Here is a 21,749-nt window from a genome sequence, read left to right as displayed (position 1 = left end):
GTTAAACGATTCGTCATAACCTTGCAAATTTTCATTACAACCATCTTTGCCCGGTATTTAATGCTTTTTTTCAAAAGTCATGGTGAACTGGGTACCATTATCAGATGAAAACGAATACTCAGCTTCGAGTTGGTTAGCAAGCGAGTTAATGAGCTTGAGCCCAAGAGATTGTGAGGATTCTACATCCAAACCTTCCGGAAGGCCTCTCCCATTATCTTTAACTTCGAGAGATATAGTGTTATTCTCTTCAGTACACCTTATTGAAATTGTTCCCCCATCTTCATCAAAAGCATGTTTGTGCGCGTTTGTTACCAGCTCATTGATAATTAAACCTAATGGTACTGCCTGCCTTGTCCGGATGGATATCGGTTTAATATCGATCTCAAAATCGATTTCAGAGAGGCCGTCAATATTTTCAATCGAACTGTCAACTTGCCTAATCAGGTCTTCCAGGTAATCGTCGAGAGTGATGCTGGCCAAGCCTTTTGTTTCGTATAATTTTTCATGAATAGAAGCAATTGATTTTACACGATTCATGCTTTCGCCAAGCACGCTTTTTACCTCTTCTGAATCACTTTTTAAAACTTGTAGTTCAAGGAGTCCAGAAATAGTTGCTAAATTATTTTTTATGCGGTGATGCGTTTCTTTGATCAGCATTTCACGATCTTCAACTATTTCTTCCAGCCGCTGCCGTCGCTCGTATTCTTCAGTTATATTCCGTTGCACTGAAACATAATGTGTAGGTATTCCTTGATCATTTTTGATTTTATCGATACTCCAGCTGACACGGAAAGGAGTTCCATCTTTTTTATAATTGAACGTTTCACCCTCCCAGTGTTCTCCCTTTTCCAAAGTTGCCACAAGATCATCGATAACTTCCTGTTCGGTCTTGGGACCTTGTAGTAAAGACGGTGATTTCCCAAGGACTTCGTCTTCAGAATATTGTGTAACTTCTTCAAAAGCTTTGTTTACGAAAATAATTTCCTCGTCCCCTATATTTTCCGGAATTGTAGTGACCAGAATCATCTCTTTCGTATTCTCAATAGCTTCTAGTAAGATCTCAGACAGTTTTTCTTTAGTAATATTATATTTCTTATCGTTAAACATCTTTGTTTATTGAATTGGCTGATATATCAAAATATTTTAATAAAAGTACACATTTTTGGATAAAAGTTTAGATCAGCATTAAGAAAGCTAGCTGATGGCCGCCTTTATTGTGCTAAGGAGTCCGTTTTTATATAAAAATTCTTATCAATTTGAAAGTTGTTTGGATCATCAAGTGAGAGCTTTGTCTTCTTCCACCGTTCTGAGGAGGGATAAATGAAAGAGTATGTATCATCGTCGAGCGAAACCTTTAGCGGCATATCGAACTGGGGCACAGTCGCTTCCCAACGATAATATAGTGTTCCGTTTTTGATATAGTATTCAAGTGTTGGAATATCGGCATAGTGCAGGTACTGGTCAAAGACATCATCCAGATCTTTACCTGACTGCTTAATGATATATCGCTCGATTTGGTCGCTGGATACGGTTTGGTAGCGAAATTTTTGTTGAATGCCGCGCAGGATATTTTTCCACGTGGAGTCGTTATCCACAATTTGTCGAATCATATGTAGCATGTTGTGTCCTTTATAATACATATCACCGGAACCTTCATTATTCAATCCGTACTTACCGGTTATGGGCTTATTGTTTTGAATACGATTTCGGAGCCCGCGGCTATATTCCGCCCCGGCCTTTTTGCCAAAGCGGCATTCGGTATAGATAGATTCGGCATAGCTGGTAAATCCCTCGTGGACCCACATATCAGCAATATCATTGGTGGTCACATTGTTGCCCCACCACTCGTGTCCCGACTCGTGGATGATGATGAAATCCCACTTCATGCCCCAGCCGGTACCGGATAAATCGGTGCCGTTATATCCATTCTGGAATCCGTTACCGTAAGCTACGGCACTTTGGTGCTCCATCCCCAGATGCGGTGTGTGTACCAGTTTGAAGCTGTCCTCATAAAAGGGATATGGTCCAAACCAGTCCTCAAAGCAGCGTATCATTGGTTTTACCTGCTTAAATTGCTTCTTGGCTTTTTCTAAATCCTGTTCCAGTACCCAATAACTTAAATCAAGTGTCCCATTTTCGCCTTCCAGGGTATCGGTAAAGTTGACGTAATTGCCGGTATTAACAGTTACATTGTAATTGTTTATGGGATTGGAGACGAACCAGCTCCAGGTGGTCATGCCGTTTGCATGTTTTGTAGTATCACGCAGCCGACCGTTGGAGACATTCACCAGTGAATCGGGCACACTAATATTGATACTCATGCTGTCGGGTTCGGCAGATTGATGATCTTTGTTGGGCCACCATACGCTGGCGCCGAGTCCTTGGTTGGCAGTAGCAATCCACGGATTGCCAAGCGAATCCTGAGACCAGATAAAACCGCCGTCCCATGGAGCATTTTCTGCTACTTTAGGTTGCCCCCGGTAATAAATAGAAATGGTATGCAGTGAGTTCTTTTCAAGCTTTTGAGGAACATCTACAAAGTAAGCATTTGTTGAATCAACACGGTTAAACGACAATTTTTGTCCGTTTTGTTTAACCTGGTCTATGCGTAAGGGATGCTGTAAATCAATCTGCATTTTCCGTGAAGGATCTGTTACCCGGTAGGTAATGTTGTTGTATCCTGTAATAGAAGAATCTTTGGGTTGTATGGTTACATGCAGATCATAATAGACAACCTCCCACCAGGCACGCTGCGGTGTAATAGAGCCACGGAGGGAATCAGCTTTGGTTGCCAAGACTCCTGAATCTTGGGCAGGGGCGGGTATGCTGATGGCTATCATGCAACATAAAAGGAGGCCGGATAGGATAAGGATATTCAGTTTTTTCATGGAAATAGTAACCTGAAGAGTAATGGAATTAAGTTGAAGGGTTGTAGCTACATCTTAATATCTAGGAAAATAAGAATTAGGACCTCTTTGTAAAGAAATATCAAAGAAATCATCCAACTTCCTTGGAACTAATAAGAAGTTAGTGGGAGCTGTTAAACCGATGTTATATGGTTGACTAATTGCGTTTAGATACAACACAGGGTGCTAAAACCTACATCCAGCACCTTACGTCCTGAACCATATATCGGCATCTTGTATCCAGCTTCCAACATCCAGCAAACTAAACGCTCTCCAAACTTAATATCCGTAATGTCGTACGTGGCTGGGATTTTCTCGCCATTTTTCGCGTACTTTTACATGCAGATCCAAATAGATCTTTTTATCTACAAACTTTTCAATAACCTCCCGCGCGTTTTTGCCCAGTTGCTTAATAGCTTTTCCACCCTTACCAATAAGGATGCCCTTTTGTGATTCCCTGTTGACCACTATATCTGCGCTGATATAGTCCAGGTCATCGCGCTCGTCATACTGCACAATATTGATTGTTGTTGAATAAGGGATTTCTTGGTGATATTGCAGAAAAAGCTGTTCGCGAACCATCTCGGCCACAAAAAAGCGTACCGGCTGCTCACTGAGCATTTCCTTAGGGTAAAAGGGTGGGCCCGAGGTGATATTTGCTTTAATAGTATCCATCAGTTTTTGCAGTCCCTCGCCGTTCAGTGCTGAGACGAAAAGCGTATCATCAAAATCGAACTTCTCACGGATCTCCTCAGCCACCACCTTAGCCTCTTGTTCAGACACTTTGTCAATTTTATTGGGGACCAAGAATATTTGTTTGTTTTTCATCGACGAAAACATCTTGAAGATGCGGCCCGGTATTTCATAGTCGGTGACATCCACAATAAGCAGGATAATGTCGGCATCTGTACGTGCGCGATCCACGGTTTTCATCATGGCTTTTTGCAGCTCATAACTGGGATCAATGACGCCCGGAGTATCCAGAAAAATAATTTGCAGCTCATCTTCAGAGTGGATACCTATAATCTGATGGCGTGTAGTCTGGGGTTTATGCGTGGTGATAGATATCTTGTTGCCCAGCAGGCGGTTCATCAGCGTTGACTTGCCCGCATTGGGCTTGCCGATGATTGCAACGTATCCGGATCGATGATTTTCAGTATTTTCCATATAGTTTATTTGGTAACCGCAAAAGGTTGCGGAGGATTCTCAGAGTTAGTTATTTGTTGCTGATGTATTTTCCATAATATCGAGAAACTTTTTAATGGTATTCTCCAGTCCATAATACAGTGCCGATGAAACCAGTGCGTGACCAATACTGATATCATGCAAATGCGGGACGGTTTCCACAAGTTGCCCCAGATTGTTGAGGTTCAGTCCGTGTCCGGCGTTTACCTTCATCCCCAGATCATGCGCTAATTTCGCCCCGGTGCGTAGCCGATCAAGTTCGTTGGCTTGTTCTTCTTGGGATTTGGCATTGGTGTAGGTACCGGTGTGTAGCTCGATGGCATCACTGCCCAGTTCGGCGGCCAGCTCAATATCTTTTTCATTGGGATCGACAAAGAGACTGATGGCAATATCAGTTTCTCGTATTGCAGGGAATACACGCTTCCTGTAATCATCAAGTACTACTTCCATATCGAGCCCGCCTTCGGTGGTCAACTCCTCGCGACTCTCGGGTACCAGCGTTATTAAATCAGGGTCCACATCTTTGCTGATCGTAAGCATTTCATTGGTGGCAGCCATCTCAAAATCAAGCGAACCGCTAACTTCTTTTTTAAGGTTATAAACATCCTTGGTTTTAATATGGCGGCGGTCTTTGCGCAGGTGAAATACAATGCCTGCAGCTCCTGCCCGTTCGCATACTCCTGCGGCCTTTATGGGATCGGGATAACCCTCGCCTCGAGCATTGCGGAGGGTAGCAATATGGTCAACATTCACCAAAAGTTGCATAGCAAAAAATTAGCAGTTATTTACTGTTGTCATTGAACCTCTAAATATAGATCATTTAGTGGAGAGTTTAAGTCAAAATTATCAGAATAAAATGACCCGAGTTCAGGCTGTACTTGTTATTTTGTTGGTAGGATTGTTGGTCGGATGTGGTGTAGTGCCCCGATCTTCACGCCCGTCCGGAGCTGTAGTCAGCTCGGGAGAAGTTACTACAGCTTCGCCAACATCGCCTTCAGATACGTCGCAGGCTGAAGATTCTTCCTCACAACCGCCGCCAACGATGGCTGTATCCTCGCTCCAACAAGTAAAATCATCTTTGATGCAGGCATATCGCGACTGGGAGGGTACGCCCTATAAACTTGGTGGAGAATCTCAACAAGGGATAGATTGTTCCAGGTTTGTCCATGTTGTTTTTGACGACTATTTTGGTATCGATTTGCCCACCAATACAAAAACCCAATTAAATGTTGGAAATAGCATTCGCCGGGCTGGAATACGTTCGGGAGACTTGGTTTTTTTCCGGACGGGACGCAAGACGTTGCACGTAGGTATTGCTGTTAATAGCGGTGAGTTTTTGCATGCTTCTACATCTAACGGGGTGATGATCAGTAAACTTGGGAATAGTTATTGGCGTAATCGTTTTCTTGCAGCGCGCCGAGTACTTTGATCCATCCGATAATCTTGATGAAATAAAAAAGGCTTTCGCAACAAAATTGCGAAAGCCTTTCCTGTTACCTAAATTCTTGACTTTTTTATAAGGGCTGTGTTGTTCTTGGTCCCTTGGGATTTTCACCATATTCATTGGCGCCGGTGTCACTGTCTTGTACAAGAAAGACGATAAGCACAATAGCACCGATGGCGGGGACCAGTTGGATAAGTATCCACCAGCCGCTTCGACCAGTATCATGAAGGCGGCGTACAGATACGGCTAAGCTGGGTATTAAAATACCTAATCCGTAAAGACCTATTACTCCAAATATTACCGCGGCAAGTGCTGATTCAGGGTCTGAAGCACCCACGGCAAATGCCAGCACATATAATCCTAGATAGATTAAGAAATTAATCAGCGTGAACATCCAGAATTCTTTTCGTCTGGCACGCCCGTTAAAATCTGCATATTGACGTAACACTTTCATGTACCATTCCATAGACTCTCCTATTTTTAAGATTGTTAAATTATAATTTGATAAAGCAACGTAGATTGTTTCAAATCCCGATAAATTTGAGAATTGCAATATAGAAGAAATTCTTAAAACTACAATACGGGGTAATTTTGGAGTTATGGCCCGTAATGTTTTCTGGGTATTTTTTTGAGAGTTAATACTTATTAAATATTGGCTTTGCCCTGAAGTCTCGAAGTCATTGGCAAATAGAGCGAATGATATGAGTGTATATATGTGGCAATTGTCCTAAATTGTTACCCAACCATATATTTATATTAAATGATTCTTGTTATTATAGGTATCGTACTGGGACTGGCACTGCTATTGTGGATTTGGAAAGTGCCAGTTAAAAGGTCAGTCAACGCGCTAAAAGAAAACGGAAGTAGTACTTTTGAAGCTTATTTTTTGGTGTTTTTGATAGTCACCGGATCAGCTGTAATTATTTATTTTTTAGGCAAGGTTTTATGATTTTATCCACGAGTGGTTAAAATGGCACATCGTGATCCATATCCTGCATATCAATGACTTTCTCTTCTGACTCATCAGTTGTTTGATCCCCACGCTCAACTTTCCAGGCTTTAACATCAGTGTACCAGTTTCCTTTATATTCACGGCTTTTTATATCAATAGAAACTGTAATTTCTTCGCCTTCTTGCACATTGAACTGGTCAATTTTGTCTCCCCACTGGGTGATACAGATCTTTTTCCCATATTCGCCCTGCGTTTTTAGGATAAAGTCTTGTTTTTTCCAGGGACCGTTTTTGCCTTCGCCTGATTGTTCTTCAAGTATTTGTATAACCTTTCCTTTAACCTGTAAGTCCATAGTTCTTTATGTTCATATTCAAGTTGGGTGGTCGACACAGGATAGGCATGAACCGGATCTATATCAATAAAAACATATGATTTTTTATCAGCTTTAAATGCTGGGAATATGAAGTTTTGATTATAAGGTACCGCACTATCTTTATAACCAAGTGATAAATAGCGATGCCACCACTTGGAGTGATGGCATCGCCAACGAATTTGTTATAGAAATTGTATAGACTGCTTTTTGTTACGTTTCGTTAATTTCCCGGTTCTTCATTCATGTTATAGAAGGTAAACGAAAAGATATCAGTAAGCTGCTTAATTGTTTTACTGGTTGGAGTGCCTGCTCCGTGGCCAGCGCGTGTCTCAATACGGATCAATACAGGAGTTTCACCGGTATGATATTCTTGCAGACGAGCCGCAAACTTAAAGGAGTGAGCAGGAACCACCCGGTCATCATGATCTGCGGTAGTAATAAGAGTGGCCGGGTAGGAGGTACCTTCTTCGAGATTGTGATAGGGAGAGTATCCGTAAAGATATTCAAACATCTCTTTAGAATCATCGGCGCGACCATAATCAGAGGCCCATGCCGCTCCAATGGTAAATTTGTGGTAGCGAAGCATATCTAGCACTCCTACCTGTGGAATGGCAACTTTGGCAAGGTCGGGACGCTGGGTCATAGTAGCACCAACCAGCAGTCCACCGTTAGAACCACCCATAATAGCCAGCTTCTCGGGGTTGGTGTAGTCTTCAGCTTTAAGGTATTCCCCTGCTGCGATGAAATCATCAAATACATTCTGTTTCTGCATCTTGATACCGGCTTTATGCCAGCTTTCTCCATATTCACCACCGCCACGCAGATTAGCCATCGCAAAAACGCCGCCCATTTCCAGCCATGACATCCATCGGGTGCTGAAAGAGGGGGTCAGACTGATATTAAATCCACCGTAGCCATACAGCAGGGTGGGGTTATCCCCATCTAGCTCAACTCCTTTTTTATGGACAATGAACATGGGAACTTCCGTACCGTCTTTACTTTCATAGAATACCTGCTTGGTTTCATACTGATCAGGATCAAATGCAACGTCGGGTTGCTCATAAAGCTCAGAAGTGCCTGATTCAATGTCATACCGAAAAACTGTACTGGGATAGGTAAAAGAGGTAAAGGTGTAATAGAGTTCGGTATCCTCAGACTCTCCTCCGAAGCCGCCGGCCGATCCAATAGCGGGAAGATCTATATCCCGAACATGCTTACCTTCCAACGTAAACTGTTGTACTTTTGACTTAGCATCTTCAAGATAGTTCAAGAACAGGTAGCCACCGGCAGAAGAAGCGCTATTGAGAACATGTTCCTTCTGAGGAATTAGTGTTTCCCAGTCTTTGGGTTTGGGGTTATCGATGGTTGTTTCAGCGATGCGGTAGTTCTCAGCTCCCAGGTTAGTATAAATGAGCAGACGGTTACCCTCGCTGTGGATAATACTGTGGTTATTTTCGAAGTTGTCTACCAACTGTACAAAATCGGAGTTGGGACTTTCGAGATCCTTGACGTAAAGTTCATTTCCGCTGGTGCCTTTCCAGGGAGAAAGTACCAGGAAACGCTCATCTTCGGTAAGATTTGCAGATATGCCGCGTCGCTGAATATCATCGCCAAATACTATGCGATCTTCGGATTGTGGGGTGCCAATTTCGTGAAAATAGACCTTTTGATTTTTATTAGCTGCGGTAAGTGCTTCGCCCTCTTTGGGACGTTCATAGCTGCTGTAGTAAAATCCGTTAGTACCTTTCCAGGAGATACCCGTGAATTTTAAGTCTGTTAAGGTATCACCGACTACTTCTTTAGTTTCGGTATTAAGGGTGATTGCTTTGCGCCAGTCGGACCCACCATCAGAGATAAGATAGGTCATTAGTGAGCCATCATTAGAGAAGGAGGTTCCGGCCATAGAAATAGTCCCGTCCTCAGAAAAGTTGTTGGGGTTCAAAAATACTTCTTCCTTATCACTTTCCAGATCCTTGGTTCGATAATAAACATCTTGGTCCTGCAGCCCGTCATTTTTATAGTAATAGTAGTAGTTGCCGTGTTTGTCGGGGGCACTTACTTTTTCGTGGTTAATAAGGGTTTTAACTGTTTTCTTAACCTCATCCCGAAATGGGATGTCATTGAGGTAAGAAAAAGTGACGTTGTTTTGGGCCTTTACCCAAGCTTCAGTCTCTTTAGCATTGTCATCTTCGAGCCAGCGATAGGGATCAGCTACTTCTGTACTAAAATAGGTATCAACAGTATCTACCTTCTTGGTATCTGGATATTGAATGTCGGAGGCTGAAGGGCCTTTCTGTTGGGTGCAACTAAATACGAAAGCAACAATCACTAAAAAGAAAGGGAGTCGAATTTTGCTCTGCATAACAGCGAAATTTTTAAGTTGATGTCGGTAATTAAAAGTTATTATAAAATAGGTAATCAACGTAAAAGTGCAATTGCAGAACATAAAAGCTTTTTCAGGAGCCCTATATTAATAATCTTTAATTGCAGTGGGACAAGACTTTTGACAGCAGGGTTGTTATCTTTTTGATAGAGTAATTGCCGAACCTTATAACTATGACATTATGAGCGAGCAAACGCTGGATTCAAATATTTTGGATAAGCTCATCAATTATCTTGAGCAGCCGGACTTTTATCCTCACGATCCGGAGGAAGTAGAACATATTCAAACCCATATATCCCACGTATTTATTGTCCCGCCCTATGTCTATAAGTTTAAAAAGCCGGTCGACTTTGGGTTCCTGGATTATAGCACTCTCAAAAAGCGTAAAAAGTATTGCCGGCGCGAAATAGATCTGAACCGCCGCCTGAGCGATGATATTTATCTTGGAATAGTATCAATAGTTGAAGAGGACGGTTCTTTTAAAATCATAGAAGAAGAGCAATCAGATATAGATACAGTAGAATATGCGGTAAAAATGAAGCTGCTGCCGGAAGAGTACTTCCTGCACACCTATCTGGAAGATGATTCTTTAACCTATAAGCACTTGGATCGTGTAGCAGATAAATTGGCAGATTTTTATAACAATCAGGATCCGGATGAAAAAATCTTGCAATGGGGACAAGTAGAAAATATTAAAGTTAATACCGACGAGAATTTTGAGCAGACCAGAGCTTTTATCGGTGATACCATAGAACAAAATAGCTTTGACGCGATCCGGTACTTCACAAACGAATATTTCAACCGTCATCAAAGCCTTTTTGAGCAGCGAATAGAGGATAAACGAATAGTAGACGGGCATGGTGACCTGCACCTGGAGCATATCCATATAACGCCGGATAAAGTGCAAATATATGACTGTATCGAATTTAATGAGCGGTTTCGGTATGGCGACTTGGCTGTGGACCTGGCATTTCTGGCAATGGATTTGGACTTCAATAGTCGATGGCAAGAAGAACGCTATTTTATAGATCGGATGGCAAAAAAGTTGGAAGATCCCGACCTGCTTAAGATTATCGATTTTTATAAATGTTACCGAGCTTATGTAAAGGGTAAGGTAAAGAGTCTGCAAAGTGGAGAAGAAGAAGTACCGAAAGAAGAACGAGAAGAAGCTGCTCAAAAGGCTCATCGCTATTTTAATTTGTCTTTGCGTTATGCTCTATTGGGATCCCATCCCAAAGTATTGGTAGTTATGGGGCGGGTTGGTTCAGGCAAGAGTACAATGGCACGGCACCTGGCTGAAAAACTAAATATCAAACGATACTCCAGCGATCGAATACGAAAACAGATGGCTGGTCTCTCACTTAAAGAACGATCCCCCGAATCGAAGAGGGATAAAGTGTATTCAAAAGAGATGTCTGATAAAACATATCAGAAGCTACTGGATAATGCTGTCCAGTCATTGGAGGGAGGAGAAAGTGTAATATTGGATGCTACATATAGTAAACGAGGAGCCCGGGAAAAATTGATGAAGGTCATAGATGAATCCATTCTTTTTATTGAGACAGAAGCCCCCGATATGATTATCAAAGAACGTCTACAGGCACGAGAAAATGAAGAAGGGGTAGTATCTGATGCACGTCTTGAAGATTTTGAAGCCTTGGCTAATAGATTCGAAGAACCTAAGAAGATCCCGGAAGAGTGTATGCTAAAGATATCAACGAACTGTTCTGTGGGTGAGTCGCAGAAATGGCTCTATAAAAAGCTTGCCGATATTAATATTCAGCGGGGATAAAACCTTTTCAAGAAGTGGTGCATTTGTTTGGTTTGCTTGTTACGTTGGGTTTATGAGTGAAGAGCATCTGCAGAAAGATAAATTAGAGAGAACCCTGGGACTGCCAACGGCCCTGGCTATCGGTATCGGAACAATGGTAGGGGCCGGTATTTTTGTGTTCCCCGGAATCGCTGCCGGTTATGCCGGTCCCGCTGCGATGCTCTCTTTTGCTTTGGGAGGTATAGTAGCACTTCTGGTAGCGTTGCCCACAGCAGAGTTGGCAACTGCAATGCCCGAAAGCGGCGGTGGATATTATTTTATCTCCCGCAGTTTTGGCCCATTGATCGGCATGGTGGTAGGAATAGCCCAATGGTTCGGACTTGTTTTCGCCAGTGCCTTTTACCTGGTAGGATTTGGACAGTATACCGTTGAGCTTTTTAGCAAGCTGGGAGTGTCATTGGGCAGCCCGGTTGTATTGGTAGCATTGGCCTCGGCTCTGGTTCTTACGTTAATCAACTTGTTAGGCACCGAACGGGCCGGAGATCTGCAGAACAGTGTTGTAATGGCATTAACATCTATTCTTACCGTACTTTTAGGGTACGGATTGCTAAATACTGCCGGCCTCATTGGAACAAGCAGCTGGCCTGCCCCCTTTTTCTCTGAAGGAATGTGGCCCGTCTTTACCACAACCGCCGTCATTTTTACTTCCTACCTGGGGTTTGTACAAATTGCAACCGTAGCCGGAGAGATTAAAGAACCTCATAAAACACTGCCAAGAGCACTGGCCGGAAGTGTTATCGTGGTGATGACCCTGTATATCCTAACCATTTTCGTGAGTACCAGCGTACTTCCCAACGATCGGCTGGCAGAACTGGGAGAAACAGCGATGGTTGCCGTATCCGAAACATTGGTTGGCAAAATTGGAGCCTATGGGATTTTAGGAGCCGGGCTATTGGCCACATTATCCAGTGCTAATGCTTCTATACTAAGTTCTTCTCGGGCGGTGTATGCATTGAGTAAAGATGATTTTTTGCCCTCATTTATCAGTAATATAAGTGAGCGGTTTGGCACCCCCTATGTTGCCTTATATATTGTAGGCGTGCCCATTGCCGCTATTACCTTATTTGGTCGCGTAGAACTCCTTGCCGAGGTAGCCTCTTTGCTTCACCTTGTCATTTATGGGTTTATTTGCCTGTCGCTAATAAAGTTACGGCAATCAGAACCGCTTTGGTTCGCTCCAACCTACCAAGTGCCTGGCGGAATATTGATACCACTGCTCGGGGCAATAGCCAGCTTTGGATTGATTGCAATGATGCGTCCGCTTTCACTGCTATTGGGAACGGGAGTTATCGCGGGCGCAATAGCGTGGTATTATGTGTATGCCAGAAATATCTCTTTGGACATCCCCACACCCGGCCATGTGGTACCGTCTCTTCGTGAACCCCGAATACTATTACCTGTTGAGCTGATGGACTCCGGCGAAAGTCTTCCCTACTATTTACTGCGAGCGTTTGGGCGTCTAAAAGTATTTCTTTTAGGATATAAAATAGTGCCGGAACAAACTGCTCCCGAACAATCTCGTGAAGAAGAGGGCGAAGAGGTAAGTGAAGAGTTAGAATCAATTAGTGATGAACTACAGCGCTATGGCATCGATGTAGAGTCAGAGATCAATTATACGCCCGATATATCGAAAACACTGGCACGTTATGGGAAGGAGGAACACTGCCAGGCGTTATTGTTGCCCGGTGAAATACAATCACTAAAACGGCTGTTAGTTCCCCTATCCAGTCTCGATCAAATTAATGTGCGTATGGCAACCCTCTTGCGAGATCTCGCATATTCCAGCCGACTGCCTATAACAATCCTTATTGTGGGTACAGAACAAGAAGATATTGACGTAGAGGGGATACAGCTGTTATCCAGGGAGCAGTTGGAGATGGCGGGACTTAAATCAAGGCAGATTCGTACTAAAAAGGTAGAAATTCCTAATATGGTGAAGGTGGTTACCCAGGTAGCCGGAGATGAAGATTTGCTTGTATTGGTAGAGTCAATGTCTCAAGAAAAAGAGGCATTTATAAAAAGCACTACCGACAAAATAAAAGAGGCGGTAACGTGCCCCACGCTGGTGGTGTTGTCAAAGGAAGAAGAGGGAGGAAGTGATAATTAAGAGGGTACTCAATATTTTTTCTCAATAAAAAAGGAGTATCCCTTTTCGGAAACTCCCATCTATAATATTATATCCTAAAAAACCTTGCAAGGGTTTGAGTGCCCAAGAAAGGACTCGAACCTTCACGGGGAGAACCCCACATGCACCTGAAGCATGCGCGTCTACCAATTCCGCCACTTGGGCATTTTTATGCGGTTCCAAATATAGGACATTTCGTAATAAATTTGAAACCGCCACCAGCTGAAAATTAGCTGTTATGATGGCAGTAAAAATAAGAGGGGGAAATTAAATTTATCACCAAATAAAAAAAGCCCGCTTAAAAAGCGAGCTTTTAAAAAGTCGAAAAAAACTTTTAATACTACTTATAGTCCAAACTTTGAACGTTAGTAGCGCTTAATCCTTTAGGAGTTTCTTCAACGTCGAACTCAACAGCTTCGTTGTCTTCAAGTCCTTGGTCGTAGTCTAAACTTTCGACATTATTTCTGTGGACGAAGACGTCATCACCACCGTCATCCGGTGCAATAAATCCAAATCCTTTTTGTGTGTCGAAAAATTTTATTTTGCCTTGTGCCATAATATATATAATTGTGTCTTTGTGTACACCTATTGAGTGGTATCAGATGAAAGGAGTTGAGTAAACGCGTCGTTCCAAAAAAATATACTAGTAGGTGGGTAATTAAATGTAACACGCAATGATACGGCTATTACAGCACAATACCTATTTTTAATTTTATTTTTTTAGTATGATCTGATTTAGACCTCTGCCAGCAAAAGGCTCGGTCCGGGTTAATGGTTTAATCAGGGGGTTCGGCTTTCAAATATTTGCGTCATCATTTGTCGATATTCGTCAGTCAACGGAACATCCCGGCGAAGCATCATCGCTTCCATTGCTTCAAAGGCTTTGTCCAGCTTATAGGTTTGAATCACATTTGATCCGACCCAGCTGAATGAGGGGATGAGCTTAGGAGGGAAATCAGCTGAGAAAATATTGCAGCATACTCCGCACATGCTGCCGGTGTTAAGTTGAGTGTTTATTGCTGTCTTGCAGTGGTCGCCCATAATAGTGCCTAAAAATTGTTGTCCTGTTTCTATTTCTTGGCGATCAGACCATTTGTTGATACGGATCGAGCTGTAATTATTTTTTAGGTTTGAGGTATTGGTATCAGCTCCGAGGTTACACCACTGGCCAATGAGGGAGTGGCCAACAAAGCCGTCATGGCCTTTATTGGAATATGAGTGAAAGATAGTAGTATTAACCTCACCGCCTACCTTGCATACCGGACCGACTGTAGTATTTCCGTATATTTTAGCACCCATCTTGATAACAGCATCTTTACAAATAGCTGCCGGTCCTCGAATGTGAGTGCCCGCCATGACAGTAGCATTTCTGCCAATAAAGATAGGTCCGTCATCAGCAATAAGTACACAGCCGGACTCAATAGTGGCTCCTTCTTGGATGTAAATATTTTCTGGATGTTGTAGTTCAACATTACCAGCTTTGGTACCACTAGATGGTTTGGGAATAGTGTAGCGTGCAATGTCTTGTTCGATTTCTTGTCCATTTAGTTGTAGCAGGTCCCACAGATGCGTAATGGAAGTAAAATCCGGTGATTCAAGTACAAAAAGGTTGCTGAAGTTAGGACTGTTTTTCTTGTGCCATAGTTTGCTGTCACTACCGGTTACCCGAGCAGCAATAATGGTTTTGTTGTGTTTAAGGCACTGGCCATCACCAAGATCCTTAATTCTTTCAACAAGGTTATCGCTGGGTAAGTAACGACTGTTAATCCAAAGACATGACTCGTTGCTTGCTATCTTTCCGCGAGAAAACACTTCAGCCAGTTCGGTTCGCAATAACCGGCTTTTGGCGCTGGTACCCAGTGCCTTTTTCCATTTTTCGCTGATGGTATCGATGCCTATTCTCAGATTGTCAACGGGACGTGTAAGAGTCAGTGGTTGAAAAGCATCACATCTATCATCCTCAAAAAAGCATATCTGCATATCGATAATGACTAAGTTTTTAAAGAGAACCATTCTTTTATAAGAACCTGCAGAATGGTAACTTTAACCCTTCATTGAGTGTTTCCTGAGAGAGACAGTATAATAAAAATCGTTATGCTAATTTTGGAGTAATTTTATGTGTGGAATTGTTGGATATGTAGGAGAAAAACAGGCAAGTGATATTATTATTAAAGGGCTTGAGCGACTTGAGTATCGCGGATATGATTCTGCCGGTATTGCATTGATGAACGGGCAGATGGATATTAAGAAGGGCGAAGGTAAAGTTCAGAATCTTAAAGATAAGCTTAAAGCCGACCCTATAAAAGGTGTTATAGGTATTGGTCATACCCGATGGGCGACGCACGGAGCGCCTAATGACATAAATTCTCACCCGCACGTCAGTGAGTCTGGAAAAATTGCTCTTGTTCATAATGGGATTATAGAAAATTACAGCTCGCTCAAGAAAGAGCTTGAGAACAAGGGTCGTACATTTAAGTCTGAAACAGATACCGAAGTTGTAGCTCAGCTTATTGAAGAAATTTATGAGCAGGGGAATGGGACATTTGAGCAGGCGGTGCAGCTTGCCTTGCAACAGGTGGTAGGCACGTATGGGTTAGCGATTCTGAATATTGAAGAACCTGACCAAATGATTGTAGCTCGAAAAGGTTCTCCGCTATTGTTGGGTATCGGTGATGGCGAAATGTTCGTGGCTTCTGATGCCTCTCCCATCGTAGAACATACCAAGCAGGTGGTTTACTTGGATGATGGTGAAATGGCTATTGTGAATAAAGATGGGTACGATGTTAAAACCATAGAAGATGAAGAGCTTACGAAAGAGGTGCATGAGCTTGCCATGAGTGTAGAAGAAATTGAAAAGAGGGGATATCCGCACTTTATGCTCAAAGAGATTTTTGAACAGCCCCGTGCTATCTCTGACTGTTTGCGTGGGCGCCTAAATCTCGAAGATGATACCATTCATCTGGGTGGCATTGCAGACCAGATTGATAAACTTGTTGATGCCGATCGACTCATTATTGCCGCTTGTGGAACGAGTTGGCATGCGGGATTGGTAGCTGAATACCTGTTTGAACATCTTGCAAAATTGCCGGTGGAAGTTGAATATGCCTCGGAGTTTCGGTATCGCGAAGCACTGATTGATGAAGATGATGTCATGCTCGTTATTTCTCAAAGTGGTGAGACAGCTGATACCCTCGCCGCTTTACGTACGGCCCAAGAACGTGGCGCATTGTCATTGGGGGTATGTAATGTTGTGGGATCAACTATTGCCCGTGATACTGATGCCGGCGTTTATACGCATGCGGGACCAGAAATTGGAGTGGCTTCAACAAAGGCATTTACTACGCAGGTGTCGGTGCTGGTGATGATGGCTATCCTGCTGGGGCAAAAACGAGGTACAATTGATCAAGAGTATGCAAAGAAACTTATTCATGAACTCAATGAAATTCCTGGGAAGGTAGAAGAAATTTTAGAGCATAGCGACTCTATTAAAGATATGGCCAAGCTGTTTTCTTATGCTCCCAACTTTTTATACCTGGGACGAACCTATAATTTTCCGGCTGCGTTAGAAGGCGCGCTAAAACTAAAAGAAATTTCATATATTCATGCAGAGGGCTATCCTGCTGCAGAGATGAAGCACGGTCCCATTGCATTAATTGATGAAATGATGCCGGTCGTAGTTGTTGCGGCTACAGATCATACGAATGATAAGATGATCAGTAATATTGAGGAAGTGAAAGCACGGGAAGGACGTATTATTTCCATAACTGGAGAAGAAAATGAAGAAGTTATTAACCTTTCAGAATTTTCCTGTCCTATTCCCGAAACGGAGGATTGCCTTTCCCCGCTACTAACAGCAATACCGTTGCAGCTGTTATCATATTATATCGCGGTCAATCGTGGTTGTAATGTCGATCAGCCTCGTAATTTGGCAAAAAGTGTGACCGTTGAATAGATCCTTCTATCTTTTTGAAGAATCTTGCAACTCTCTTTTGACAACAGGGAGTACTGATAAAACGCTATAACCTCTGGAAACTGTTATAGACAATAGATCACTACCCTGTTGAGTTAACTGCCTGTTCTGTATTTATGTAATTGTGGATAACTATTTTTCTTTAAAAGATATTTTACATCTTTTAAAGAAAATATGTGTAACAATTGCCTTCCTGATTACTCTTGTATAAGCAGGGGGAAGATTATCGTAAGTAATTCAGATAATGTGGAGAACTTGAAAAGTTAATTGCTTATCGTTATCAATCAGCTCCTTTATTAGAAAATTTTAATCATATTTTTATTAGAGATGTAAAAAATGAAGAATTGGAAGGCAATAATTTTTAAGGTCACAATCTTAATTCTTATCGGCATTGTTATGCTCACGGGTTAAAGGTTCCTATTGACAGGAATTTTATGTACATTCTGATCATCTTAATGATCTGGTAAACAATAAAATTCCTAACGGAGACCAATTCTGTGCCAAAAGAAAATATTACAGACCTGTCAACCTTACACGAAATGTCAATGGGTGATGATTCCATCATCATCGAAACGGTAGAAGCTTTTCTGGAAGATATTCCCGGTACTCTTGATGATATGCAAGAGCTACATGCCAAACGAGCCTACGAAGATCTTGCAGATCTGGCCCATAAAATAAAGCCTAACATTGGATATATGGGTATGACAGAAGGGCAAGAGCCTATTATTGCGATTGAAAAGGCAGCCGAAGATAAAGATCCGGAAGGAATACTTGATGAAAAGGTGCCTGCCTTTGTGAAAATTTGCAACCAGGCATTTGATGAGCTGGCCCAGAAAGTTGAAGAGTTAAAATCATAAGCGACAAATCCAGAGATAGTTAAATTATTTGGAGAGTAACAATTTTCTGTCGTATCCGTACAGTAAAAAAATAGAACGAAATTACAGTACGGACGATGATTTTATCTCTCTTGATTAATACAGTTGGTATTTTTCTTATCGGCTCTCTGTTAAAAGGAGTACATCTTAATAGCTTTTTTACAGCGTTAGCTACAGTTATTTTACTGGCTATTGTTAATACCTTCGTAAAACCTATTATTTCATTTTTGGCACTACCACTAACCATCATCACTTTTGGCTTATTTATTTTAGTGATTAATGCTTTTATGCTGATGATTGTGGATGGATTGCTTGACGGCTTAAAAATCGATCACTGGGGATGGGCGTTGTTATTCAGCCTTATTCTTTCAGTATTGAATCTCGGCTTTTTCTAATCAGGCAATATTTGTTTTTTCAATTATAGGTAAATTCTTGTTGTCATCAACTTGAAGGGTGTAAACTTTAGCCGGTGGGATATTCAAAAATACAAACTTTTTTTCTTGACCGTATTTGTTAACTACTTGTTCCTCAAAATCATTTTTGAAATTACGGAACTTCACATATTTAAAATAGCTGATATGGCCACCTGATTTACAGAGATTAAGCTTTTTTTCCCAGATATTGCGGCTAACATCTTCCGGCATATTTTCGTAAGGAAGGCTCGAAAAGATAAAGTCGTATTTCCGGGCAGGTTCAAACTTGAGAATATCACGATGGTAGGCAGTTATATTTTTTTGCCGATAGGTTGTTTTAACGATCTGGAAAAACTTTTTATGGATTTCAACAACATCAAGTTGATCGCTAGGTCGTAAATGTTTTACAATCTGTTTGGTGAGGGGGCCGGTACCTGCTCCAATTTCTAAAATATTAAGTGGTGGACACTCATTACCGGCAATTTTTTGCGGTAGCTTTGCAATCAGATTTTTAGCTAAAAATTTAGAGCTGGGGGCAACAGCACCCACTTTTTTTAAATCCTTAAAGAAGTAAAGAAGATGTTCCAAAGAGACTCCGTTTATTGCATGTTACTGGTAAAAGGTAAGAAAGGTTTGGGATTATAACTAGTTTCGACACGGCTAGTTTTATGAATTTAATAAAGTAAAATGTTAATTGATTTTATGGCTAATAATTCTTTAGCTCTTTACCTCATCATATAGTACTTATTGCCTTAACACTTAAAGTTTAACTTATACAACGAACGTATTATGAGAAAATCGATTGCGCACTACTGTAAAATGATCGGTCTTATGGCGTTGGGAGCTTGTTTTATAGTTTCTTGTGCCACGTCCGAAGGAACACAACAATCATCAAGAAAATCTAAAAGAGGAGGCCCGCCCGGCTCAGAAGATGGTATGAAGCCTTACAGTGAGGTAATAACCGATGAGGCGGAATCCGACGAGGGTCTTTTTGACGTACATAAAATTGATTCCGATTTCTTTTATGAAATTCCCGATTCCCTGCTGAGTCGAGAAATGCTGCTAGTATCGCGCATCGCCGAAACACAAAACGAAATTGGGTACGGCGGTGAAAAGCTTAATACACAAGTTGTTCGTTGGCAGAAAAAAGATGATGAAATCTTGCTTCGTCATGTTTCGTATGAAAATGTAGCAAAAGATTCTTTACCAGTGTATGAGGCTGTGCGAAATTCTAACTTTGAGCCTATCATTGCTTCATTTGATATCAAATCGTTGGGCGAAGATTCTTCCGGCGTGGTTATTGATGTAACCGATCTTTACTCCACGGATATTCCCGCTTTGGGCTTACAAAGTGGTCGCCGCGAAGCGTACCGGGTACGGCGTTTGGATACCGACCGCTCATACATTGATCATATCAATAGCTATCCCGAAAATATTGAAGCACGCAACTGGTTAACTTATCAGGCCAGTAATCCCCCATCAAGTTCTTCAACGGGTACTATTTCGCTTGAGGTCAACCACAGTATGGTCTTATTGCCGAATGAAAAAATGGATACTCGTTCCTACGACCAGCGAGTGGGTTATTTTAGTGTGCAACAGACGGATTATGGAACCAAAGCACATAAGGCTAAAAAAGTACAGCATATCACGCGCTATAAGTTAGTACCCAAGGATAAGGAAGCCTATATGAATGGTGAGTTGGTGGAGCCGGTCAACCCTATTGTCTATTATATCGATCCGGCAACGCCTAAAAAATGGAGACCGTATTTAAAAGAAGGTGTCGAGGATTGGCAAGAAGCTTTTGAGGCGGCCGGATTTAAGAACGCAATTATTGCCAAAGATCCGCCCTCAGAAGAAGAGAATCCCAATTGGAGTCCCGAAGATGCGCGCTATTCGGTAATCCGTTATTTTGCTTCTGATATTCAGAACGCTTACGGTCCTCATGTGCATGATCCGCGAAGTGGCCAAATTCTGGAAAGCGATATCGGCTGGTATCACAACGTAATGAACCTGCTCCGCAACTGGTATTTCGTGCAGACGGCGGCTACCAATCCCGATGCGCGCGCCGCTCATTTTAAGGATGATGTAATGGGCGAATTAATCCGTTTTGTGTCTTCGCACGAGGTTGGTCATACGCTCGGCCTGCCGCATAATTACGGTTCCAGCTATGCTTATCCGGTAGATTCACTTCGGTCGCCTTCATTTACAGCCGAGCACGGTACGGCTCCTTCTATTATGGATTATGCTCGCTTCAATTATATTGCTCAGCCTGGCGATGGGGTGAAGAGTTTTCATCCTGCTATCGGTAAATATGATAAGTGGGCTGTTAAATGGGGATATACTTGGTTCCCGGACAGTATGAGCAAGGAAGAAAAAGAAGCGAAGCTAAACGAGTGGACCCGCGAACGTGCAGACGATCCCCGTTATTTTTATGGCAAGCAAACAGCCAGCAAGATTGACCCCCGCGCTCAAAATGAGGATCTCGGTAACGATGCAATGAAAGCAAGTGAGTTAGGGATTGCTAATCTCAAGCGTATCACCGCTAATCTTGTGGAATGGACTGACCGCGAAGGTGCTAATTACCAGGAGCTCGAAGAGCTGTATAGAAATATTGTAGGCCAATGGAACCGGTATATGGGACACGTCACTAAAAATATTGGCGGAGTTTATGAAAACAACAAGACCTATGACCAAGATGGGCCGGTTTATGAATTTGTGCCAGAACGAACACAGCAGCGAGCTATGAATTTCCTTGTTGATTATGCATTTAATACTCCTAGCTGGATGCTCAATGAGGATATTCTAAGCCGTGTTAATCAATCAACGGTTGTTGACAATTTGCGCAGTGCACAGGCTGGCGTACTTGATGATGTGACTGATCCGCAGCGTATCGCCCGGCTTATAGAGTTTGATGCCCGGTCCTCCCAAAATACGTACGATGCGTTTGAGATGATGGATGATGTTCGTAATGGAATATGGAGCGAGCTCGATGATAATGATGCTATTGGCGTGCACCGTCGAAATTTGCAGCGAGCGTATATCGAACGGATGGAATATTTGATGACCGAAGAACTGCCTGATATTCCCGATGAGCTCAAAGAATTCTACGGCTGGACGGATGTGGATGTCAGCCAGTCTGATATTCGGCCCATTGTGCGCAACCAGCTAGAATTGTTGCTTAGTGATATCCAGGATACGAAAAGTCGCATCGATGATCGGGCAACATATGTCCACTTAACGGATGCGGAACAGCGTATCGAAAATATTTTGAATCCGGATAACGATTGATAAA

The 21,749-nt window shown here is 42.3% G+C and carries 17 protein-coding genes and 1 tRNA gene; 7 read left to right on the top strand and 11 right to left on the bottom strand.

The features are described 5' to 3' along the window. Positions 1-57: 57 nt before the first annotated feature. From LX73_RS12060 to LX73_RS12045, 4 genes are all read right to left on the bottom strand, one after another. Positions 58-1,107: a sensor histidine kinase gene (locus LX73_RS12060; protein WP_148899757.1), complete on the bottom strand. Its 1,050-nt coding sequence runs from the start codon at positions 1,105-1,107 to the stop codon at positions 58-60. Positions 1,108-1,211: 104 nt separating this feature from the next. Then, on the bottom strand, positions 1,212-2,888 hold the full coding sequence (locus LX73_RS12055) for a M1 family metallopeptidase (protein ID WP_211359429.1): 1,677 nt from the start codon (positions 2,886-2,888) through the stop codon (positions 1,212-1,214). Positions 2,889-3,185: 297 nt separating this feature from the next. Next, positions 3,186-4,073 (bottom strand): GTPase Era, encoded by an 888-nt coding sequence (gene era, locus LX73_RS12050; protein WP_148899756.1) that lies wholly within the window; start codon positions 4,071-4,073, stop codon positions 3,186-3,188. A 45-nt stretch (positions 4,074-4,118) separates the two neighbouring features. After that, positions 4,119-4,856 carry a pyridoxine 5'-phosphate synthase gene (locus tag LX73_RS12045; protein ID WP_148899755.1) on the bottom strand — a complete coding sequence of 246 codons (738 nt, stop codon included), beginning with the start codon at positions 4,854-4,856 and terminating at the stop codon, positions 4,119-4,121. Positions 4,857-4,947: 91 nt separating this feature from the next. Here LX73_RS12045 and LX73_RS12040 point away from each other — a divergent pair, with 91 nt between their 5' ends. After that, entirely contained in the window at positions 4,948-5,520 is a 573-nt protein-coding gene (locus LX73_RS12040) for an NlpC/P60 family protein (RefSeq protein ID WP_148899754.1), read from the top strand. Positions 5,521-5,605: 85 nt separating this feature from the next. Here LX73_RS12040 and LX73_RS12035 read toward each other — a convergent pair whose 3' ends face one another. The 3 genes from LX73_RS12035 to LX73_RS12025 all read right to left on the bottom strand — a co-directional run bounded on the left by LX73_RS12035 (position 5,606) and on the right by LX73_RS12025 (position 9,222). Beyond that, the gene (locus tag LX73_RS12035; RefSeq protein ID WP_148899753.1) at positions 5,606-6,001 is read right to left on the bottom strand and encodes a DUF805 domain-containing protein; all 396 of its coding nucleotides are present in this window, start codon (positions 5,999-6,001) and stop codon (positions 5,606-5,608) included. Between the two features lie 499 nt (positions 6,002-6,500). Next, entirely contained in the window at positions 6,501-6,839 is a 339-nt protein-coding gene (locus LX73_RS12030) for a DUF3127 domain-containing protein (RefSeq protein WP_148899752.1), read from the bottom strand. Between the two features lie 241 nt (positions 6,840-7,080). Continuing rightward, the gene (locus LX73_RS12025) at positions 7,081-9,222 is read right to left on the bottom strand and encodes a prolyl oligopeptidase family serine peptidase (protein ID WP_148899751.1); all 2,142 of its coding nucleotides are present in this window, start codon (positions 9,220-9,222) and stop codon (positions 7,081-7,083) included. Positions 9,223-9,424: 202 nt separating this feature from the next. On the opposite strand from LX73_RS12025, the gene LX73_RS12020 reads away from it, so the two are divergent. Continuing rightward, complete coding sequence (locus LX73_RS12020; RefSeq protein ID WP_148899750.1) at positions 9,425-11,035, top strand: bifunctional aminoglycoside phosphotransferase/ATP-binding protein; 1,611 nt, start codon at positions 9,425-9,427, stop codon at positions 11,033-11,035. Between the two features lie 52 nt (positions 11,036-11,087). Further along, positions 11,088-13,181 carry an APC family permease gene (locus tag LX73_RS12015; RefSeq protein ID WP_148899749.1) on the top strand — a complete coding sequence of 698 codons (2,094 nt, stop codon included), beginning with the start codon at positions 11,088-11,090 and terminating at the stop codon, positions 13,179-13,181. Between the two features lie 99 nt (positions 13,182-13,280). On the opposite strand, the gene LX73_RS12010 is transcribed toward LX73_RS12015, so the two are convergent. The 3 genes from LX73_RS12010 to LX73_RS12000 all read right to left on the bottom strand — a co-directional run bounded on the left by LX73_RS12010 (position 13,281) and on the right by LX73_RS12000 (position 15,179). Further along, a tRNA-Leu gene (locus LX73_RS12010) sits at positions 13,281-13,364 on the bottom strand. 175 nt (positions 13,365-13,539) lie between these two features. Further along, positions 13,540-13,755, bottom strand: coding sequence for a cold-shock protein (locus LX73_RS12005; protein ID WP_148899748.1), 216 nt, complete (start codon positions 13,753-13,755; stop codon positions 13,540-13,542). A 224-nt stretch (positions 13,756-13,979) separates the two neighbouring features. Then, positions 13,980-15,179, bottom strand: coding sequence for a putative sugar nucleotidyl transferase (locus LX73_RS12000; RefSeq protein ID WP_170245685.1), 1,200 nt, complete (start codon positions 15,177-15,179; stop codon positions 13,980-13,982). A gap of 136 nt (positions 15,180-15,315) precedes the next feature. Here LX73_RS12000 and glmS point away from each other — a divergent pair, with 136 nt between their 5' ends. From glmS to LX73_RS11985, 3 genes are all read left to right on the top strand, one after another. Next, positions 15,316-17,151 (top strand): glutamine--fructose-6-phosphate transaminase (isomerizing), encoded by a 1,836-nt coding sequence (gene glmS / locus LX73_RS11995; RefSeq protein ID WP_148899746.1) that lies wholly within the window; start codon positions 15,316-15,318, stop codon positions 17,149-17,151. Between the two features lie 515 nt (positions 17,152-17,666). Then, a complete protein-coding gene (locus tag LX73_RS11990) occupies positions 17,667-18,026 on the top strand; it encodes an Hpt domain-containing protein (RefSeq protein WP_148899745.1) in 360 nt (119 codons plus the stop codon). A gap of 95 nt (positions 18,027-18,121) precedes the next feature. Continuing rightward, positions 18,122-18,439 (top strand): phage holin family protein, encoded by a 318-nt coding sequence (locus LX73_RS11985; RefSeq protein ID WP_148899744.1) that lies wholly within the window; start codon positions 18,122-18,124, stop codon positions 18,437-18,439. On the opposite strand, the gene LX73_RS11980 is transcribed toward LX73_RS11985, so the two are convergent. Further along, the gene (locus LX73_RS11980) at positions 18,440-19,045 is read right to left on the bottom strand and encodes a class I SAM-dependent methyltransferase (RefSeq protein WP_170245684.1); all 606 of its coding nucleotides are present in this window, start codon (positions 19,043-19,045) and stop codon (positions 18,440-18,442) included. Between the two features lie 201 nt (positions 19,046-19,246). Between LX73_RS11980 and LX73_RS11975 the strand changes: the two genes are divergently transcribed. Further along, on the top strand, positions 19,247-21,745 hold the full coding sequence (locus LX73_RS11975) for a zinc-dependent metalloprotease (RefSeq protein WP_148899742.1): 2,499 nt from the start codon (positions 19,247-19,249) through the stop codon (positions 21,743-21,745). Positions 21,746-21,749: the final 4 nt, after the last annotated feature.

Origin of the sequence: Fodinibius salinus (assembly GCF_008124865.1) — a bacterium.
In the GTDB taxonomy this organism is placed as follows: domain Bacteria; phylum Bacteroidota; class Rhodothermia; order Balneolales; family Balneolaceae; genus Fodinibius; species Fodinibius salinus.
The sequence above is the reverse complement of the archived record's forward strand: the minus strand, read 5'-3'. Positions and strand labels throughout refer to the sequence as shown.

What these genes read in the sequence shown, in the direction of transcription:
- LX73_RS12060 (WP_148899757.1), bottom strand. Translation starts at nt 1,107, where the DNA reads ATGTTTAACGATAAGAAATATAATATTACTAAAGAAAAACTGTCTGAG.
- LX73_RS12055 (WP_211359429.1), bottom strand. Translation starts at nt 2,888, where the DNA reads ATGAAAAAACTGAATATCCTTATCCTATCCGGCCTCCTTTTATGTTGC.
- era (WP_148899756.1), bottom strand. Translation starts at nt 4,073, where the DNA reads ATGGAAAATACTGAAAATCATCGATCCGGATACGTTGCAATCATCGGC.
- LX73_RS12045 (WP_148899755.1), bottom strand. Translation starts at nt 4,856, where the DNA reads ATGCAACTTTTGGTGAATGTTGACCATATTGCTACCCTCCGCAATGCT.
- LX73_RS12040 (WP_148899754.1), top strand. Translation starts at nt 4,948, where the DNA reads ATGACCCGAGTTCAGGCTGTACTTGTTATTTTGTTGGTAGGATTGTTG.
- LX73_RS12035 (WP_148899753.1), bottom strand. Translation starts at nt 6,001, where the DNA reads ATGGAATGGTACATGAAAGTGTTACGTCAATATGCAGATTTTAACGGG.
- LX73_RS12030 (WP_148899752.1), bottom strand. Translation starts at nt 6,839, where the DNA reads ATGGACTTACAGGTTAAAGGAAAGGTTATACAAATACTTGAAGAACAA.
- LX73_RS12025 (WP_148899751.1), bottom strand. Translation starts at nt 9,222, where the DNA reads ATGCAGAGCAAAATTCGACTCCCTTTCTTTTTAGTGATTGTTGCTTTC.
- LX73_RS12020 (WP_148899750.1), top strand. Translation starts at nt 9,425, where the DNA reads ATGAGCGAGCAAACGCTGGATTCAAATATTTTGGATAAGCTCATCAAT.
- LX73_RS12015 (WP_148899749.1), top strand. Translation starts at nt 11,088, where the DNA reads ATGAGTGAAGAGCATCTGCAGAAAGATAAATTAGAGAGAACCCTGGGA.
- LX73_RS12005 (WP_148899748.1), bottom strand. Translation starts at nt 13,755, where the DNA reads ATGGCACAAGGCAAAATAAAATTTTTCGACACACAAAAAGGATTTGGA.
- LX73_RS12000 (WP_170245685.1), bottom strand. Translation starts at nt 15,179, where the DNA reads ATGCAGATATGCTTTTTTGAGGATGATAGATGTGATGCTTTTCAACCA.
- glmS (WP_148899746.1), top strand. Translation starts at nt 15,316, where the DNA reads ATGTGTGGAATTGTTGGATATGTAGGAGAAAAACAGGCAAGTGATATT.
- LX73_RS11985 (WP_148899744.1), top strand. Translation starts at nt 18,122, where the DNA reads ATGATTTTATCTCTCTTGATTAATACAGTTGGTATTTTTCTTATCGGC.
- LX73_RS11975 (WP_148899742.1), top strand. Translation starts at nt 19,247, where the DNA reads ATGAGAAAATCGATTGCGCACTACTGTAAAATGATCGGTCTTATGGCG.